Raw genomic sequence first — 17,281 nt, 5'->3', positions numbered from 1 at the left:
CTCAGCCCCTCTTCAGCAGCAGCCGGGCATCGCCGACCGTGAACACGGAGCCGGTGACGAGGACGCCCGCGCCCGCGTACTCGTCCTCCTCCTCGGCCAGGGTGATGGCGGCCTCGATGGCGTCGTCCAGGCGCGGCTCGACCACAACCCGCTCGTCGCCGAACACCTCGACGGCGAGCGCCGCCAGCTCGTCCACGTCCATGGAGCGACTGGAGGTGTTGGCGGTGACGACGACCTCGGCGAAGACCGGCTCGAACGCTTCGAGCAGGCCCTTCACGTCCTTGTCGGCGCTGGCCGCGACCACTCCGATCAGGCGCGAGAAGCCGAACGCCTCGGTCAGGCCGTCCGCGGTGGCGCGGGCGCCGGCCGGGTTGTGCGCGGCGTCCAGGACGACGGTCGGCGAGCGGCGCACGACCTCCAGGCGGCCCGGCGAGACGACGGAGGCGAACGCCTTGCGGACGGTGTCGATGTCGAGCGGGCCCGCCTGCTGCGAGCCGACGCCGAAGAACGCCTCGACCGCGGCGAGCGCCACCGCCGCGTTGTGCGCCTGGTGGGCTCCGTACAGCGGGAGGAAGACCTCCTCGTACTCGCCGCCCAGGCCCCGCAGCGTCAGGAGCTGGCCGCCGACGGCGACTTCGCGGCCGACGATGCCGAACTCCATGCCCTCACGGGCCACGGTGGCATCCGTCTCGACGGCCTTCTTCAGCATGACCTGCGCCGCGTCGACCGGCTGCTGGGCCAGGATCACGGTCGCGCCCTGCTTGATGATCCCGGACTTCTCGACGGCGATCTCGGCGGGCGTGTTGCCGAGCCGGTCGGTGTGGTCGAGGTCGATGGGAGTGACGACGGCGACGCCGGCGTCGATGACGTTCGTCGCGTCCCAGGAGCCGCCCATGCCGACCTCGACGACCGCCACGTCCACCGGGGCGTCCGCGAAGGCCGCGTACGCCATGCCGGTGAGGACCTCGAAGAAGGAGAGCCGGAACTCCTCCTTGGCGTCCACCATCTCGACGTACGGCTTGATGTCCTCGTACGTCTCGATGAAGCGCTCGGCGGGGATCGGCAGGCCGTCCAGGCTGATCCGCTCGGTGATCGACTGAACGTGCGGCGAGGTGTAGCGGCCGGTGCGCAGCTCGAAGGCGCCGAGCAGGGCCTCGATCATGCGGGCGGTGGAGGTCTTGCCGTTGGTGCCGGTGATGTGGATCGTCGGGTAGGCGCGCTGCGGCTCGCCGAGGACGTCCATCAGGGCGGCGATGCGGCGTACGGACGGCTCCAGCTTGGTCTCGCCCCAGCGGCCCGCGAGCTCGGTCTCGACCGCGCGCAGCGCCGCGTCCACCTCGGGGTCGGCGGGGCGGCCGGGGGCCGCGTCGCCCTGGGGCACGCCGCCGTGGGTGCGCAGGGTGCGGCTGCCGGCCTCGATCACCGCCAGGTCGGGGTCTCGATGGGTTTCGGCTTCGACGATTCCGTCGAAGTCATCGGCTTCACTGCGGTCGGGCTGCTCGGTCACGGGACCAGTCTACGGAGGGGCACCGACAGGACCTTGGACCCGCCCCTTTCGGGACGTTCGGCCCCCGGGTCCCACAGACTCCCCGGGCAAACTTGGCGATCATGGACATAGGGATCGACCTCGGGACCGCCAACACTCTGCTGTACGCCAGGGGGCAGGGCATCGTGCTCAACGAGCCGTCCGTGGTGGCGATGAAGGAGGGCGGCCGCACGGCACTGGCCGTCGGCACGGAGGCCAAGGAGACCATCGGCCGCACGCCCGGTTCGATCACCGCGATCCGGCCGCTGCGGGACGGCGTGATCAGCGACTACGAGGCGGCGGAGGAAATGATCCGCCACTTCGTGAAGAAGGCGGTGCCCGGGCGCCGCCCGCGCACCCGCATGGTGGTGTGCGTGCCGAGCGGGGTGACCCCGGTGGAGCGGCGCGCGATCGTGCACGCCGCGCAGCGGTCCGGCGCGAAGGCCGTGCACCTCATCGAGGAGCCGATGGCGGCGGCGATCGGGGCCGGGCTCCCGGTGGCCGAGCCGCGCGGCTCGATGGTGGTGGACATCGGCGGCGGCACCACGGAGGTCGCCGTGATCTCCCTTGGTGGCATCGTGACCGCGCAGTCCCTGCGGGTGGGTGGCGACCGCCTGGACACCGCGATCACCGACTACGTACGCAAGGAGCACGCACTGCTCATAGGCGAGCGCACCGCCGAGGACGTCAAGTGCGCGATCGGGTCGGCCTGGCCGGTGCCGGGTGACGACGAACTGGAGGAGCGGACCTTCACCGTCCGGGGCCGCGAGAAGGTGGGCGGCCTGCCCAAGACGCTCCAGCTCACCGCGCGCGAGGTGCGCGCCGCGCTCGACGAGCCGGTCGAGTCGATCATCGCGGCGGTGCGGGTGACCCTGGAGGAGTGCCCGCCGGAGCTGTCCGGCGACGTGATGGAGCACGGCATCGTGCTGACCGGCGGCGGCGCGCTGCTGCCGGGCCTGGACCTGCGCCTCGCATCGGCCACCGGCATCCCGGTGTTCGTGGCGGACAACCCGCTGGACTGTGTGGCGCTCGGCTCGGGCAAGTGCGTGGAGGACTTCGACCAGCTGCAGAAACTGCTGGCCAGCGCGTAGGCCCGCCCCCAGGGCGGGCCGGCCGCCCGATCAGCCGACCGCCCCGGCCGGAAGCGTCGCCCGCACCTCGTACGTGGTGTCCGTACGGGTCGTGGCGAGCGAGCCGCCCATGCTCTCCACCCGCTCCCGCATCGAGAAGGTCCCGGTCCCCGTGGAGACCGGGGCCTTCACCGGCACCGAGCGGGGCAGCGGGTTCTGCACCGTCACGACCAGGTCCCCCTCGGCGAGCCGGATCGTCACCGCGACCGGCTCGCCCTGGGCGTGCTTGACCGAGTTGGTCAGGCACTCCTGGACCACCCGGTAGACCGCCGCCTGACGCAGCGGGGACACCCGGTGGGCGGCCGGCTCGATGTCCAGGCCGACCGGGGTGCCCGCTCCGCGGCTCTCCTCGGCGAGCGCGTGCAGGCCGTCGATCCCGGGCGTGGCCGTACGCTCGTCGGCGCGCCGCACGATGATCTCGTTCAGCATGAGGTGGGCCCGGCGCGCGGTGTCGGCGAGCTCCTCGAAGTCCTTGTGGTGCGGCTCGTTCCTGGCCCGCATCGCGAGCACCTCGGAGCGCACCGCGAGCATCGTCAGCTCCCGGCCCACCATGTCGTGCACGTCCCGCGCCACCGAGACCCGCTCGACCTGCACGGCCTGCACGGCCGCGTGCTCGGCCCGCTGGGTCTCCAGCTCGCGTACGAGGTCGTGGCGGTAGGCCGAGATGCCGACGCCCGAGGCGAGCACCCCCACCGGCACCACGATCGCCAGGAACGAACTCAGCGTCTCGCCCCGGGTGTCGGGCCAGCCCGGCAGGTTGAACAGCGCGTACGCCACCGCGATGTACCCGCACGTGGCGAGGATGCCCGCGCGCCGGCCCCGGAAGCGGCCGAGCGAGTACAGCGCGAACTGCACCAGGTTCAGCTGGTGCAGCCAGCCCAGATAGAGCAGCGAGACCAGATACGGCAGCCACGGCCAGCGGCGGCGGAAGAGCAGGGTGGCCGCGCCGAGGGCGAGGACGGGCGGCGCGGTGTAGCTGTTGAGGGAGTTGTCGGCCTTGGCCAGGCCCGGCACGTCCAGGATCATCAGGCCGAAGCAGCTCAGCGCGATCAGCACGTCCAGAGCGCGCTCCTCGCCCACCCAGCGCGCGCTCGCGGCACGCGCCGCCGCCAGCGCGCGCTGGGGCGCGGAGCGGGAGGGCGGCGTGTGCATGCCCTCCATCATCCAAGGTCTTTGGACCTGAACACCTAAGCCGAACGGCCCAAATTTAGTGATATGTCGCACGCGGCTGCTGGCCGTTCGGCCCTGCCCCGGTGGCCATGTGGATCCCTAGCGTTGTTCCCATGCCTGCCCTCTCCTCCCGCCGTCCGGCGCGCGGCACCGCCCTGCTCCTGCTGATCGGCGGGCTGCTCGGCACCCTCGCATCGGCCGTCCTGACCGCCGACCGCATCCACACCCTGGAGAACCCGGCCTTCTCCCCCGGCTGCAACATCAACGCGGTCCTGAGCTGCGGCGACGTGATGGACACCTGGCAGGGCAACCTGCTCGGCTTCCCCAACATGCTGCTCGGCGTCGGCGCGTTCGCGGCCCTCGCGGCGCTTGGCCTGGCCCTGCTCGGGGGCGCGGAGTTCCCCCGGTGGCTGTGGCTCGGCATCTGGGCCGGCGTCGCGGCGGGCTTCGCCTTCACGGTGTGGCTGATCAGCCAGTGCCTGTACGTCATCGGGGCGCTTTGCCCGTGGTGCCTGCTGGTGTGGGCGGTGATGATCCCGCTGTTCTGGTACGTGACCCGGCATGTGGCCGGCCCCCGCTCCTTCGTCCGCCGGGTGACCCCGCACTGGCTGGTGCCGCTCGCGATGTACGCGGTGGTGGCGGCGCTGGTGTGGGCGGAGTTCGGCGACCGGCTGTTCTGACCGCCTGGTCTTCCGTACGCATGAGGCGCATAAGACGCATGAGGAAGGCCCCCGGGATCGAATCCCGGGGGCCTTCCTGCCATCCGTATGTCCGTCCGGATCAGCCCTTGGGCAGGGCGGCGATCTGGTTGGTGATGCGCTCGATGTCGGCCTCGGCCTTGGCGAGCCGCCCACGGATCTTGTCGACCACGTTGTCCGGGGCCTTCGCGAGGAAGGCCTCGTTGCCGAGCTTCTTGTTCGCGTCCGCCTTCTCCTTCTCGGCCGCCGCGAGGTCCTTGGTCAGGCGCTTGCGCTCGGCCTCGACGTCGATGGTGCCCGACAGGTCGAGGGCGACCGTGGCGCCCGCGACCGGCAGCGAGGCGGTGGCGTGGAAGCCCTCGCCGGCCGGCTGGAGACGGAGCAGCTGACGGATGGCCGCCTCGTGCGGAGCCAGCGCGGTGCCGGTCAGGGTGAGCTCGGCCGGAACCTTCTGGCCGGGCTGGAGACCCTGGTCGGAACGGAACCGGCGGACCTCGGTGACGACCTGCTGGACGAGCTCGATCTCGCGCTCGGCGGCCTCGTCGCGGAAGCCGCTGTCCTTGGGCCAGTCGGCGACGACGAGGGACTCGCCACCGGTCAGCGTCGTCCACAGGGTGTCGGTGACGAACGGGACGATGGGGTGCAGGACCCGCAGCATCACGTCGAGGACCTCACCGAGGACCCGGCCGGAGACCTTGGCCTGCTCGCCGCCCGCGAAGAACGTCGTCTTCGACAGCTCGACATACCAGTCGAAGACCTCGTCCCACGCGAAGTGGTAGAGCGACTCGCTGAGCTTCGCGAACTGGTAGTCCTCGTAGTACGCGTCGACCTCGGCCACGGTCTTGTTCAGGCGCGACAGGATCCAGCGGTCGGTCGCCGACAGCTGCTCCACGGGCGGGAGTTCACCCTCGACCGTGGCGCCGTTCATGAGCGCGAACCGGGTCGCGTTCCAGATCTTGTTGGCGAAGTTGCGGGACGCCTGGACCCAGTCCTCGCCGATCGGCACGTCCGCGCCGGGGTTGGCGCCCTTGGCGAGGGTGAACCGGACGGCGTCCGAGCCGTACGCGTCCATCCAGTCGATCGGGTCGACCGCGTTCGGGTTGGACTTCGACATCTTCTTGCCGAACTCGTCGCGGACCAGACCGGTCAACGCGACCGTCTTGAACGGGACTTCGCCGTCCATCGCGTACAGGCCGAACATCATCATCCGGGCGACCCAGAAGAAGATGATGTCGTGGCCGGTGAGCAGGACGTCGGTCGAGTAGAACTTCTCCAGGTCCGGGGTCTTCTCCGGCCAGCCCAGCGTGGAGAACGGCCACAGACCGGACGAGAACCACGTGTCCAGGACGTCGGGGTCCTGGCGCCAGCCCTCACCGCTGGGCGGCTCCTCGTCGGGCCCGACGCACACGACCTGACCCTCCGGGCCGTACCAGATCGGGATGCGGTGGCCCCACCACAGCTGGCGCGAGATGCACCAGTCGTGCATGTTGTCGACCCAGTCGAAGTACCGCTTCGACATGTCCTCGGGGTGGATCTTGACCCGGCCGTCGCGGACCGCGTCACCGGCGGCCTGCGCGAGCGGGCCGACCTTGACCCACCACTGCATCGACAGGCGCGGCTCGACGGTCGTCTTGCAGCGCGAGCAGTGCCCGACGGAGTGCATGTACGGGCGCTTCTCGGCGACGATGCGGCCCTGCTCCTTGAGCGCGCCGACGATCGCCGAACGGGCCTCGTAGCGGTCGAGCCCCTGGAAGGGACCCGGGACCGTGATGATGCCGCGCTCGTCCATGACGGTGATGGAGTCGAGGTTGTGCCGCTGCCCGATGGCGAAGTCGTTCGGGTCGTGCGCCGGGGTCACCTTGACGCAGCCGGTGCCGAACTCGGGGTCGACGTGGGTGTCCGCGACGACCGGAATGGAGCGGTCGGTCAGCGGCAGCTTGATGAGCCTGCCGATGAGGTGCTGGTAGCGCTCGTCGTCCGGGTGGACGGCGATCGCGGTGTCACCCAGCATCGTCTCGGCGCGGGTGGTGGCGACGACCAGGGTGTCGTCCCCTTCGCCGTACTTGAGCGAGACGAGCTCGCCCGGGTCGTCCTGGTACTCCACCTCGATGTCCGAGATGGCGGTCAGACAGCGCGGGCACCAGTTGATGATGCGCTCGGCCCGGTAGATCAGCTCGTCGTCGTACAGGTTCTTGAAGATGGTCTGGACGGCCTTGGAAAGCCCCTCGTCCATGGTGAACCGCTCACGCGACCAGTCGAGCCCGGCGCCCAGGCGCTTGAGCTGGCCCAGGATCCGGCCGCCGTACTCGCCCTTCCACTGCCAGACCCGCTCGGTGAACGCCTCCCGCCCGAGGTCCTGCCGGGACTTGCCCTCCTCGGCGAGCTGCTGCTCGACCTTGTTCTGGGTGGCGATGCCCGCGTGGTCCATGCCGGGCAGCCACAGCGTCTCGTACCCCTGCATCCGCTTGCGGCGGGTGAGGGCGTCCATGAGCGTGACCTGGAAGGCGTGCCCGAGGTGCAGCGCGCCCGTGACGTTCGGCGGCGGGATGACGATGGTGTACGGGTCCTTGTCGGACCCGGCGTCAGCGGTGAAGTAACCGCGCTCTACCCAGCGCTCGTACAGCTTCCCCTCTACCTCGGCCGGCGCGTACTGGGTCGGCAGTTCGGTGGTGGGCGCTGGATTCTGCTGCTGAGGATTCTCGGTCACGGGGTCAGTTTAGAGGTGTCACGGGCCCGTACTGAAACGGGAATGTTTGGTAACGGTGAGCCCCCCGATGCACCACCTCAACGGCCTGTCGGCCAGGATGTTCGGATCGGATAAGCATTCCTAGGGGGAACCCAGCAATGAGCTACAACCAGCCGGGCCCGTACGGCGGCCAGCCCCAGCAGCCCGGTCCGTACGGCCAGCAGCCTCCGCAGCAGCCGTACGGGCAGCCCGGCCAGCCGCAGCCCGGATACGGCTACCCGCAGCAGGCCCCGCAGGGCGTGCCGCCGCAGCAGCCGGGACCGTACGGGCAGCAGCCTCCGCAGCAGCCCTACGGGTACCCGCAGCAGCAGCCGCAGTACGGCCAGCCGCCCCAGCAGCCCCCGTACGGCCAGCAGCCTCCTTACGGCGCCCCGATGCAGCCCGCGCCCCCGGCCCCGCCGAAGAAGAAGACCGGCCTCATCGTCACGGCGGTCGTCGTGGCGGTCGCGGTCATCGGCGGCGGCGTGTGGTTCCTGACGAAGGGCGGCGGCGCGAGCAACAGCGACGTGTCGGCCAGCACGAAGGGCTACAAGATCGCCCCGCCCGCCACGGTCGAGGACTTCAAGAAGTCCGCTGCGGGCGACAAGACGTCGCCGATGACCGCCGAGCAGAAGTCGAAGGCCGAGGCCCTCGGCGTCAAGAACCCGCAGCAGATCGGCGCGCAGTACCAGTCTGGCGACAGCGCGAACCCGCTGGCCGGCAAGGCGCTCACCTTCCAGGGTTTCTGGGGCGACATCACCGACCCCGCCAAGGTGATCAACGCGTCGTTCCAGAACACCAAGGACAACGTCAGCAAGGACCCGAGCGTCAAGGCCGAGCTCGTCGGCGAGGCCAAGGCGGTCAAGCCGGCCGGGTTCTCGGGTGCGCTGATGAAGTGCCAGAACATGAAGCTCACCAGCTCCGGCAGTGACGCGGCGGCAGCGAAGGGGCCCAAGGAGTTCCTGATCCCCATCTGCGTCTGGGCCGACTACAGCACGTACGGTGTCGTGGACGAGGTGGACATGGCCAAGGCTGCCCTCGGTGGCGGCCCGAGCCAGGACGAAGTCGCCAAGCTGACGGCCTCGCTCTACAACACGGCCCGCCAGAAGGCCTAGTCACCCTCTGAACACGGCTAAGGGGCGCCCGGTCAAGGAGGTTGACCGGGCGCCCCTTAGCCGTGCCTGGGCAAGCGCAGCGCTACGCGCTCTTCTCGTGACGCCCGTCGTTCTTCACGATCCGCGGCTCGCGCGGGACCAGCGTCGGGTTCACGTTGTTGCGGACCACGTCCGCGGTGATGACGACTCGGGCGACGTCCTTGCGGGACGGGACCTCGTACATCACCGACTGGAGGACCTCCTCCATGATGGCGCGCAGGCCGCGCGCGCCGGTGCCGCGCAGGATGGCCTGGTCGGCGATGGCCTCCAGGGCCGGGCGGTCGAAGTCCAGCTCCACGCCGTCGAGTTCGAAGAGGCGCTGGTACTGCTTGACCAGCGCGTTGCGCGGCTCGACCAGGATCTGGAGGAGGGCTTCGCGGTCCAGGTTGTGGACCGAGGTCAGGACGGGCAGGCGGCCGATGAACTCGGGGATCATCCCGAACTTCACCAGGTCCTCCGGCATGACCTCCTGGAACTGGTCGCTGGCCTCGATCTCGCGCTTGGAGCGGATCGTCGCGCCGAAGCCGATGCCCTTGGCGCCGGCCCGGGACTCGATGATCTTCTCCAGGCCCGCGAAGGCGCCGCCCACGATGAACAGGACGTTCGTCGTGTCGATCTGGATGAATTCCTGGTGGGGGTGCTTGCGGCCGCCCTGGGGCGGGACGGAGGCCGTGGTGCCCTCCAGGATCTTCAGCAGGGCCTGCTGGACGCCCTCGCCGCTCACATCGCGGGTGATCGACGGGTTCTCGCTCTTGCGGGCGACCTTGTCGATCTCGTCGATGTAGATGATGCCGGTCTCGGCCTTCTTGACGTCGTAGTCAGCGGCCTGGATCAGCTTGAGGAGGATGTTCTCGACGTCCTCGCCGACGTAGCCGGCCTCCGTGAGGGCGGTCGCGTCCGCGATCGCGAACGGCACGTTGAGCATCCGGGCGAGGGTCTGGGCCAGGAGCGTCTTGCCGGAGCCCGTCGGGCCGAGCAGCAGGATGTTGGACTTGGCGAGCTCGATCGCGTCGTCGCGGCCCTGCGCGCCGCCGTTCTCGCCGGCCTGGACGCGCTTGTAGTGGTTGTAGACCGCCACCGAGAGCGCCTTCTTGGCGGGCTCCTGCCCGACGACGTAGCCCTCAAGGAACTCGTAGATCTCGCGCGGCTTGGGGAGTTCCTCCCACCGCACCTCGGAGGACTCGGCGAGCTCCTCCTCGATGATCTCGTTGCAGAGGTCGATGCACTCGTCGCAGATGTACACCCCGGGGCCTGCGATGAGCTTCTTCACCTGCTTCTGGCTCTTTCCGCAGAACGAGCACTTGAGCAGGTCGCCGCCGTCACCGATGCGTGCCACGAGGTGCTTCCCCTTCGCCTGGGAGACGCCATGTGCGCCGCCTCCTGGTGCCTACTGCGTTTTCCGGGGGGACACCCCCAGACCCCCTACCGACGGTACCTTGCCGAGCCCCTCGTTCGGGCCCCCCTTGGCGCGGTTCACTTTGACGTGGACCGCGCCAAGGTCGCCGAAGCGGCTCAGGCCGCCGCCGAGGTCGTCGTCTTGCGGGTCGAAACGATCTGGTCGACCAGGCCGTAGGCCAGCGCGTCCTCGGCCGTGAGGATCTTGTCGCGCTCGATGTCGTCGCGGATCTTCTCGATCGGCGTCGTCGAGTGCTTGGCCAGCATCTCCTCCAGCTGCGAACGCATCCGGAGGATTTCGTTGGCCGCGATCTCCAGGTCGGAGAGCTGCTCGCGGCCGGTGCCGCCCGAGGGCTGGTGGATCAGGACGCGGGCGTTCGGCAGCGCCATGCGCTTGCCCGGCGTGCCGGCGGCGAGCAGGACGGCGGCGGCGGAGGCCGCCTGGCCCATGCAGACCGTCTGGATGTCGGGCTTCACGAACTGCATGGTGTCGTAGATCGCCGTGAGGGCGGTGAAGGAACCACCCGGGCTGTTGATGTAGATCGAGATGTCACGGTCCGGGTCCATCGACTCCAGGCACAGGAGCTGCGCCATGACGTCGTTGGCGGACGCGTCGTCGATCTGCACGCCGAGGAAGATCACGCGCTCCTCGAAGAGCTTCGCGTACGGGTCGTACTCGCGCACGCCCTGCGAGGTGCGCTCGACGAAGCGCGGCACGATGTAGCGGTTGTCGACCTGCGGGCCGGTGTAGAGGCCGCTCGCGTTGGCCGAGGGGCCGGAGAAGTTGCTCATTGGGGTGTTCACCATCCTGGTGGCGTTCAGTGGGCGGGTCGAGGCGGTGCGGGCGGGGCTCAGGCCCCGGTGCCGCCGCCGCCCGGAACGCCCGAGGCGGCGGAGATGATCTCGTCGATGAGGCCGTAGTCCTTGGCCTCCTCCGCCGTGTACCAGCGGTCGCGGTCGCCGTCGCGGATGATCGTCTCGACGGACTGGCCGGAGTGCGCGGCAGTGATCTCCGCCATGCGCCTCTTCGTACGGATCAGGTACTCGGCCTGGATCTTGATGTCGGAGGCGGTGCCACCGATGCCGGCGGAGCCCTGGTGCATCAGGATGTCGGTGTTGGGGAGCGCGAAGCGCTTGCCCGCGGTGCCGCCGGTCAGCAGGAACTGGCCCATCGAGGCGGCCATGCCCATGCCGATGGTGACGACGTCGTTCTGGATGTACTGCATGGTGTCGTAGACCGCCATGCCGGCCGTCACCGAGCCACCGGGGCTGTTGATGTAGAGGTAGATGTCCTTGTCCTGGTCGGCAGCGGCCAGGAGGAGCATCTGGGCGGTGATCTTGTTGGCGATCTCGTCGTCGACCTGCTGGCCGAGGAAGATGATGCGGTCGTTGAGCAGTCGGCTGTAGACCTGGTCGCCGAGGCCACCACCGAGGGACGGCTCACCGGCGGCGTAAGGCATCAGATTCGTCACGTATCCACCTGCTCGTCTCTGACGGCTTCGGCCGTCTCAGCGTCTTCGTTCCGGGGGCGCGGGCTCCGGCTCGCCAGACTCCACCACCCTCGTATTCATGGACCCTAACGCGCAGGTGGGACAACGCCATCCCGGTTCCCGAACTGTTCGCTCGGAGCGCAAGGTGGTTGAACCGGAATTACGTACGAAGAAGGGCCCGTACGCGGCTGCGCACGGGCCCTTCTCGACGGGTCAGGCCGAGGCTCAGGCCTCGGTCTTCTCCTCGGCGACGACCTCGGCCGGCTCGCCCTCGGCGGCGGCGACGACGGCCTCGGCGACCTCGTCCTCGTCGTCCTCCAGGTCGACGACCTCACCGTTGGTGTCGGTGACCTTGGCGGCCTCGACGACCACGGCCAGCGCCTTGCCGCGGGCGACCTCGCCGACGAGCATCGGCACCTGGCCACCCTCGACGACGGCCTGGGCGAACTGGTCCGGGCTCATGCCGGAGGAGGCGGCACGCCGCATGAGGTGCTCGGTGAGCTCCTCCTGGTTGACGTTCAGCTTCTCCTTGTTGACGAGCTCGTCCAGGATGAACTGCGTCTTGATGCCCTTGACCGCCTGCTCCTCGGTCTCGGCGGTGAACTCTTCCTCGGTCTTGCCCTGGATCTCCAGGTACTTGGCGAGGTCGATGCCCATCTGGCCGAGCTGGTGGTGCTCAAGGTTGTGCTTGCGGGTCTGGATCTCGTCCGCGAGGAGCTTCTCGGGGATCGGGACCTCGGCCAGCTTCAGGAGCTCGTCCAGGACGCGCTCCTGGGCCTGGGTGGCCTGGTCGTACTGCTTCATGTTCTCAAGGCGCTTGCGGCTGTCGGCCTTGAGCTCGTCCAGGGTGTCGAACTCCGACGCGAGCTGCGCGAAGTCGTCGTCCAGGGCGGGCAGTTCACGGGCGGCGACCTGGGTGACCTTGACGGTGACCTCGGCCTCCTTGCCCTCGGCCGAGCCGCCCTTCAGCTCGGAGGTGAAGGTGGCCTCGCCACCGGCCTCCAGGCCCTTGACGGCGTCGTCGATGCCTTCGAGGAGCTCGCCGGAACCGATGGTGTACGAGACACCCTCGGCGACGCCGTCCTCCAGGACCTCGCCGTCGACCTTGGCCTGCAGGTCGATCGTCACGACGTCGCCGTCCTCGGCGGCACGCTCGACGGGGGAGGTCGAGGCGAAGCGCTCGCGGAGCTGCTCCACGGACTTCTCGACGTCCTCGTCGCTGACCTCGACGGCGTCCACGGTGACCTCGATGCCGGAGTAGTCCGGGATCTCGATGGTCGGGCGGATGTCGACCTCGGCGGTGAAGTTCAGCGTCTCGCCGTCCTTCAGCTCGGTGATGTCGACCTCGGGCTGACCCAGCGGGTTCAGCTCCGCCTCGTTGATCGCCTCGGTGTAGAACTTCGGAAGCGCGTCATTGACGGCCTCTTCGAGCACGGCGCCACGACCGAACCGCTGGTCGATCACTCGGGCCGGGATCTTGCCCTTGCGGAAGCCCTTGACCGTGACCTGCTGGTTGATCTTCTTGTACGCCGCGTCGAGGCTGTCCTTGAGCTCCTCGAAGGGCACCTCGACAGTGAGCCGAACCCGAGTCGGGTTCAGGGTCTCCACGGCGCTCTTCACGGTTCGGTCTCCTTGTGGCTGACTTCTTTGGGGGTTCTGCCTAAGACCGACGGTCCCTGGCGGATGGGGCCCGGTACATCATTCATCAGACACACGGGCACGCAGCTTGCATAGTAACCGCAAGCGGGATGCCACCCACAATGTGATCTTGTACGCGGAGATCGGACATCGGTGACGCTGGTCGGGGTGGCGGGATTTGAACCCACGGCCTTCCGCTCCCAAAGCGGACGCGCTACCAAGCTGCGCCACACCCCGTCGGTGCGACACGTAGGGTACATGGCCGCGGGGACCGCGTCGGCCGCTTTGTTCAGCTGGTGCGGTGCGGATCGTTCGGGGGGCGCGGCCTGGCGGGATCGCGCGGGCACGGGTCACCGGGAATGCGCGGGCGTGGCCAGAATCGTTTCGCGAACGGGCGCCGGGAGAACGCGGTGTGCACGGCCGGGGTGTGACCCGCTACGATGCTCTACGTGCCGCGGTCGCGATGACCTGCGGCGCGGTGCTTGCGGGCGTAGCTCAATGGTAGAGCCCTAGTCTTCCAAACTAGCTACGCGGGTTCGATTCCCGTCGCCCGCTCTTGTGATCCCGAAGGGCCCGGCAGCCGAGCTGCCGGGCCCTTCGGCGTGGTCAGAACTTGATCTGGTTGATCGTGTCCGCTATCGAGTTCAGGAATCGCTGGATCGAGGGGGCCATGCCCGTCGAGGCCAGGAAGAAGCCGAAAAGTATCGCGACGATGGCCGGCCCGGCCTTGATGGAGCCGCCGCGGATGAGCACCACGAGGACGACCGCCAACAGCAGCACCACTGACAGTGAAATGGCCACAACTGATCACACACCCTTGGTCGGTCCGCCTTGCCGGCCCGGGGGCATGCCGCGCACACCCCCACAATGACTATCGTGCCACCAACACCCCTGTGGTTGTTCCCGGGTGACGGATCGCCAAGGTAAGGATCAGGCCAACCGCGAGCCGGGCTCAAGGGCTTACGAGAGGCCGAGCAGGCGGCGCACCTCGGCGTACTTGGCCGTCAGGCGCGTGCGGGTCGGCTCGTCCAGGACCGCGAGGCGCGCCGGGTCGGCGTTGTGTGCGAGGTCGGACTCCTTGATCAGGAGCGCGCCCTCGGCGGCCAGGATGCGCCGCGTGTAGGACTCCAGTGCCTCGCCCGGGCGTTTGGTCATGGCGAGCACCAACTCCTTGACGGATCGCGGGAGTTGGGCGGATTCCAGCCACTGGATCGACAGCGCGTCGTCTTCGATCGCGTCGTGCAGCCAGGCCGCCTTGATCTGGTCCTCGGTGCCGCCCCGGGCCCGTACGCCCTCGGCGACCGCGGCCAGGTGTTCGGCGTAGGGGCGGCCCGCCTTGTCGGTCTGGCCCTCGTGGGCGGCTCGGGCGACGGTCTCGACCTCACTGAGGGTCATCATCGGCATGGCTTCGACTGTACGGGCCCGGGTGCGGGTCACTTCAGCGCCGCCCGGGCCGGGAGGGCCGTCGCCGCGAGGCCGAGGACCAGGATGCCGCCCGCGAACGAGGCGTACAGGAGCGGCGGTACGTAGGGGGCGCGGCCGGTCAGGCCGTTCATCATCGGGACGAGGGTGGCCAGGGCGATCGCGCTGCCGATGACGACGCCCGCCGCGACCACCAGGAGGGCCTCCCAGCGGATCATCTTGAGGACCTGGCGGCGGGTGGTGCCGATCAGGCGCAGGGTGCCGAGTTCGCGGCGGCGGTCGAAGACCGTCATCACCAGGGTGTTGACGGCGGCGACCGCCGCGAATCCGCCGAGGACCGCGGCCATGACGGCGTTGGCCCAGGCGTTGACCTCGCGGTCCGTGCTCTGCGCGGTGGCGTACCCGGCGGCGTCGGTGACGTGGCCGAGGGTGGCGAGGGGGGTGGCCGCGGCGGGGGTGGCCCTGGTGAGCAGGGTGGTGGGGGTCGGCGAGGTCAGGTGGGTCCTCAAGTCGGCCTGAGGGAAGGTGAGTTGAGCAAGGCCGAGGCCTCGTTCGTACGTGGCGACGATCTTCGGGGCGGCCTTGGTGCCGTCGGGGAGCAGCAGCGGGAGGCGGTCTCCGGTGCGTACGCCCGCGGTGTCGGCCAGGGAGGCGTCGATCGCGACGGTGCCGGGGGCGAGGGAGGCCAGGGATCCGGTGCGTATGCCCAGGTCCTGGACCTTCGCGAGGTCGGTGCCGGTGCCGGTGACGCCCTGCGCGGAGGCGTCGCGCGGGGTGGAGCCGGCGCCGACGTTCGGGATCAGGACGGCGGTGCGGGTGAGGCCGACGGCGGTGTCGACGCCGGGGACGGCGGCGGCGCGGGCGACCGCGTCGGAGGGCAGGCCCGCGGGGGCGGTGACCACCTGGTTCGCGGTGATGCCGGCGCGCTGCTGGTCCTCGGTCGCCTTCTCCTCGCTGGTGTGCATGAAGACCAGGACGGACGAGAAGGCCATCGCGAGGACGATGGGGGTGATCGCGGAGGCCAACCTGCGTGCGTTCGTACGGGAGTTGGCGGCGGCCAGCGCGCCGGGGGCGCCCGCGGCGCGCAGCGGGACGCCGAAGACGGTGGCGCAGGCGCGGGCGAGCAGCGGGCCGAGCAGGCCGACGGCGAGCATGAAGAGCATGACGACGCCGAGGGCGGCGTTGGCCGCGTTCTCGCCGGTTTCCGAGGCCGCGACCCCGGCGAACACGCAGCCGCCGACGAGGGAGGCGACGCCGAGCGGCGTACGGATCCAGCCGGGGCGCAGGCGTTCGGCGGCGGATTCGGCGAGGGCCTGGCCGGGCTTGATCTTCGAGGGCCGGCGGGCGGCGGCGGCTCCGGCGCACAGGGCGGTCAGGACGGTGGCGGCGACGGCGATGAGCAGCGGGAGCGGGGTGATGGCGAGGTCGACGGTGTCCGGGATCGCGCCCTTGTCGCGGAGCTGGCCGAACCACCAGGTGGCGAGCGCGATGCCGGGCAGGCAGCCGAGCACTCCGGCGAGCGGGGCGACCAGGAGCGCTTCGGTGGCGATGGTGCGGCGGATCTGGCGCGGGGTGGCGCCGATCGCGCGCAGCAGGGCGTACTCGCGGCGGCGCTGGCCGACGGAGAGGGCGACGGTGCCGGCGGCGGTGAACACGGCGACCATCGCGGCGACGCCGCCGAACGAGCCGCCGAGCCCGGTGAGCATCTCCTTCGCCTTGGCGAGGCCGCTGTCCTCGACGGTGGCCCGGTCGTCGCCGGTAAGCACTTGGGCCTGGCCGCCGAGGGCCTGCTCGACCTGCGCGGCGAGGGTGGCGGTGGAGGTGCCGGGCTTGGGGAGTACGGCGATCGCGTCGATCTTGCCGGGGTGGCCGGACAGGGCGCGGGCGTCGGCGTCGTTGAGCCAGATCTGGTTGGTGCCGGGGGCGCCCACGGTGCCGGAGATCCTGAACTCCCGCTTGCCGCCGGGGGTGTCGAGGGTGATCCGCTCCCCCACGGCGCCGGCCGTGGTGACCGCCTCGCCGGGGCGGGGGGCCGTGCCGGAGGTCGGCTTCGTGCCGGTGAAGGCGGTGGAGGCCCAGTTGTGGGCGGTGGCGGGGGTGTTGTTGTCCGTACCCACCGTACGTACGGGGAGGGCGAGGTCGGCGACGGCTTCGGCCGCGCCGGGGGCCGAAGCGGCCTTCGCCACCAGGGAGTTGTCCAGGCGGGCCCGGTCCGGGTAGGCGACGGACTCGGTGGTGCGGTCCTCGCCGGAGCCGGTGGTGTAGTGGAAGCTCTGGTCGGCGGCGGCCACGACGGGGGCGGCGGCGTAGCGCTGGGCCGGGACGGAGGCGGTGATCCCGGTCGCGAGCAGGAGGCCGCACGCGGAGACGATCATCGCGGCCATGAGGAGGGCGACGAAGGTGCCGGCGAAGGCGGACGGTTTGAACCGGAGTGCTGCGCGGGCCAGGCGGTTGGGGCGGTGCATGCGGGGCTCCTGCGGAGTGCTGGGGGGTGTGGTGCCGGGTTCTCCCACCCGCCCGCCCGTTCTGCTCCCTCGGAAGGGTGAGGGATCTGTGGGTGGTGCGGGTGCGTTGGCGGCCGCGGGCCGGTGGGCGGGGCCCGGCCTTCGGCCGGTGAGGTTTCCCACCCGCCCGCCCGTTCTGCCCGCTCTAGAGGGCTGAGGGACCAGTGGGTGGTACGGGTGCGCCGGCTGCCGCCGGCCGGCCGGTGGGGCCTGGCCTTCGGCCGGAGGGCATCACCCACCTGCCCGTTCGGCTCGGTTGGGAAGGTCTCGGTCGGGAAGGTGAGGACCAGCGGGTGGTGCGGGTTCGCCGGTGGCCGGCTGGCGGGGCGCGAGTTGGCGGGGTGGGGCCGGGCCAAGGCGGGCTCGGCTATGTGTGCTGCGCTGCACCCGGCCCACAAGGGGCGCGGGGAACTGCGCGGTCGGCCGTCAC

General features: G+C 70.1%; 13 protein-coding genes and 2 tRNA genes. 4 read left to right on the top strand and 11 right to left on the bottom strand.

Features of this window, described 5'->3' with window-relative positions:
- Nucleotide 1: 1 nt before the first annotated feature.
- Nucleotides 2-1,507, bottom strand: a complete 1,506-nt coding sequence (gene folC / locus ADK54_RS22165) for a bifunctional tetrahydrofolate synthase/dihydrofolate synthase (RefSeq protein ID WP_053727409.1) — start codon at nt 1,505-1,507, stop codon at nt 2-4.
- 101 nt (nt 1,508-1,608) lie between these two features.
- Here folC and ADK54_RS22160 point away from each other — a divergent pair, with 101 nt between their 5' ends.
- Complete coding sequence (locus tag ADK54_RS22160; protein WP_107090592.1) at nt 1,609-2,616, top strand: rod shape-determining protein; 1,008 nt, start codon at nt 1,609-1,611, stop codon at nt 2,614-2,616.
- Between the two features lie 30 nt (nt 2,617-2,646).
- On the opposite strand, the gene ADK54_RS22155 is transcribed toward ADK54_RS22160, so the two are convergent.
- Entirely contained in the window at nt 2,647-3,807 is a 1,161-nt protein-coding gene (locus tag ADK54_RS22155) for a sensor histidine kinase (protein WP_053727439.1), read from the bottom strand.
- Nucleotides 3,808-3,938: 131 nt separating this feature from the next.
- Between ADK54_RS22155 and ADK54_RS22150 the strand changes: the two genes are divergently transcribed.
- Nucleotides 3,939-4,505 carry a vitamin K epoxide reductase family protein gene (locus ADK54_RS22150; protein ID WP_053727407.1) on the top strand — a complete coding sequence of 189 codons (567 nt, stop codon included), beginning with the start codon at nt 3,939-3,941 and terminating at the stop codon, nt 4,503-4,505.
- Between the two features lie 100 nt (nt 4,506-4,605).
- On the opposite strand, the gene ADK54_RS22145 is transcribed toward ADK54_RS22150, so the two are convergent.
- On the bottom strand, nt 4,606-7,230 hold the full coding sequence (locus tag ADK54_RS22145; protein WP_053727406.1) for a valine--tRNA ligase: 2,625 nt from the start codon (nt 7,228-7,230) through the stop codon (nt 4,606-4,608).
- 137 nt (nt 7,231-7,367) lie between these two features.
- Here ADK54_RS22145 and ADK54_RS22140 point away from each other — a divergent pair, with 137 nt between their 5' ends.
- Nucleotides 7,368-8,363, top strand: a complete 996-nt coding sequence (locus tag ADK54_RS22140) for a hypothetical protein (RefSeq protein ID WP_053727405.1) — start codon at nt 7,368-7,370, stop codon at nt 8,361-8,363.
- Between the two features lie 82 nt (nt 8,364-8,445).
- On the opposite strand, the gene clpX is transcribed toward ADK54_RS22140, so the two are convergent.
- From clpX to ADK54_RS22115, 5 genes are all read right to left on the bottom strand, one after another.
- Nucleotides 8,446-9,738 carry an ATP-dependent Clp protease ATP-binding subunit ClpX gene (gene clpX, locus ADK54_RS22135; RefSeq protein WP_053727404.1) on the bottom strand — a complete coding sequence of 431 codons (1,293 nt, stop codon included), beginning with the start codon at nt 9,736-9,738 and terminating at the stop codon, nt 8,446-8,448.
- Between the two features lie 176 nt (nt 9,739-9,914).
- Nucleotides 9,915-10,604: an ATP-dependent Clp protease proteolytic subunit gene (locus ADK54_RS22130; protein WP_053727403.1), complete on the bottom strand. Its 690-nt coding sequence runs from the start codon at nt 10,602-10,604 to the stop codon at nt 9,915-9,917.
- A 44-nt stretch (nt 10,605-10,648) separates the two neighbouring features.
- Nucleotides 10,649-11,257: an ATP-dependent Clp protease proteolytic subunit gene (locus ADK54_RS22125; protein ID WP_053727402.1), complete on the bottom strand. Its 609-nt coding sequence runs from the start codon at nt 11,255-11,257 to the stop codon at nt 10,649-10,651.
- Nucleotides 11,258-11,512: 255 nt separating this feature from the next.
- Entirely contained in the window at nt 11,513-12,907 is a 1,395-nt protein-coding gene (tig, locus tag ADK54_RS22120; protein ID WP_053727401.1) for a trigger factor, read from the bottom strand.
- 178 nt (nt 12,908-13,085) lie between these two features.
- A tRNA-Pro gene (locus ADK54_RS22115) sits at nt 13,086-13,162 on the bottom strand.
- Nucleotides 13,163-13,409: 247 nt separating this feature from the next.
- Between ADK54_RS22115 and ADK54_RS22110 the strand changes: the two genes are divergently transcribed.
- Nucleotides 13,410-13,480, top strand: a tRNA-Gly gene (locus ADK54_RS22110).
- A gap of 51 nt (nt 13,481-13,531) precedes the next feature.
- Here ADK54_RS22110 and ADK54_RS22105 read toward each other — a convergent pair.
- The 3 genes from ADK54_RS22105 to ADK54_RS22095 form a co-directional block, all read right to left on the bottom strand.
- The gene (locus ADK54_RS22105; protein ID WP_053727400.1) at nt 13,532-13,726 is read right to left on the bottom strand and encodes a hypothetical protein; all 195 of its coding nucleotides are present in this window, start codon (nt 13,724-13,726) and stop codon (nt 13,532-13,534) included.
- A gap of 159 nt (nt 13,727-13,885) precedes the next feature.
- Nucleotides 13,886-14,329, bottom strand: a complete 444-nt coding sequence (locus ADK54_RS22100) for an HD domain-containing protein (RefSeq protein ID WP_107090591.1) — start codon at nt 14,327-14,329, stop codon at nt 13,886-13,888.
- A 29-nt stretch (nt 14,330-14,358) separates the two neighbouring features.
- Nucleotides 14,359-16,812, bottom strand: coding sequence for an ABC transporter permease (locus ADK54_RS22095; protein ID WP_053727399.1), 2,454 nt, complete (start codon nt 16,810-16,812; stop codon nt 14,359-14,361).
- Between the last annotated feature and the right edge of the window lie 469 nt (nt 16,813-17,281).

The sequence above is a fragment of the Streptomyces sp. WM6378 genome, from assembly GCF_001279695.1.
Classification (GTDB): domain Bacteria; phylum Actinomycetota; class Actinomycetes; order Streptomycetales; family Streptomycetaceae; genus Streptomyces.
Note: the sequence above shows the minus strand (reverse complement) of the source record. Positions and strands in the feature narration are given on the sequence as shown.

Excerpts from the sequence above, each read along its gene's own strand:
- ADK54_RS22095 (WP_053727399.1), bottom strand. The coding sequence starts at position 16,812 with ATGCACCGCCCCAACCGCCTGGCCCGCGCAGCACTCCGGTTCAAACCG.
- ADK54_RS22155 (WP_053727439.1), bottom strand. The coding sequence starts at position 3,807 with ATGCACACGCCGCCCTCCCGCTCCGCGCCCCAGCGCGCGCTGGCGGCG.
- ADK54_RS22150 (WP_053727407.1), top strand. The coding sequence starts at position 3,939 with ATGCCTGCCCTCTCCTCCCGCCGTCCGGCGCGCGGCACCGCCCTGCTC.
- ADK54_RS22125 (WP_053727402.1), bottom strand. The coding sequence starts at position 11,257 with ATGCCTTACGCCGCCGGTGAGCCGTCCCTCGGTGGTGGCCTCGGCGAC.
- ADK54_RS22140 (WP_053727405.1), top strand. The coding sequence starts at position 7,368 with ATGAGCTACAACCAGCCGGGCCCGTACGGCGGCCAGCCCCAGCAGCCC.
- ADK54_RS22130 (WP_053727403.1), bottom strand. The coding sequence starts at position 10,604 with ATGGTGAACACCCCAATGAGCAACTTCTCCGGCCCCTCGGCCAACGCG.
- ADK54_RS22160 (WP_107090592.1), top strand. The coding sequence starts at position 1,609 with ATGGACATAGGGATCGACCTCGGGACCGCCAACACTCTGCTGTACGCC.
- ADK54_RS22100 (WP_107090591.1), bottom strand. The coding sequence starts at position 14,329 with ATGCCGATGATGACCCTCAGTGAGGTCGAGACCGTCGCCCGAGCCGCC.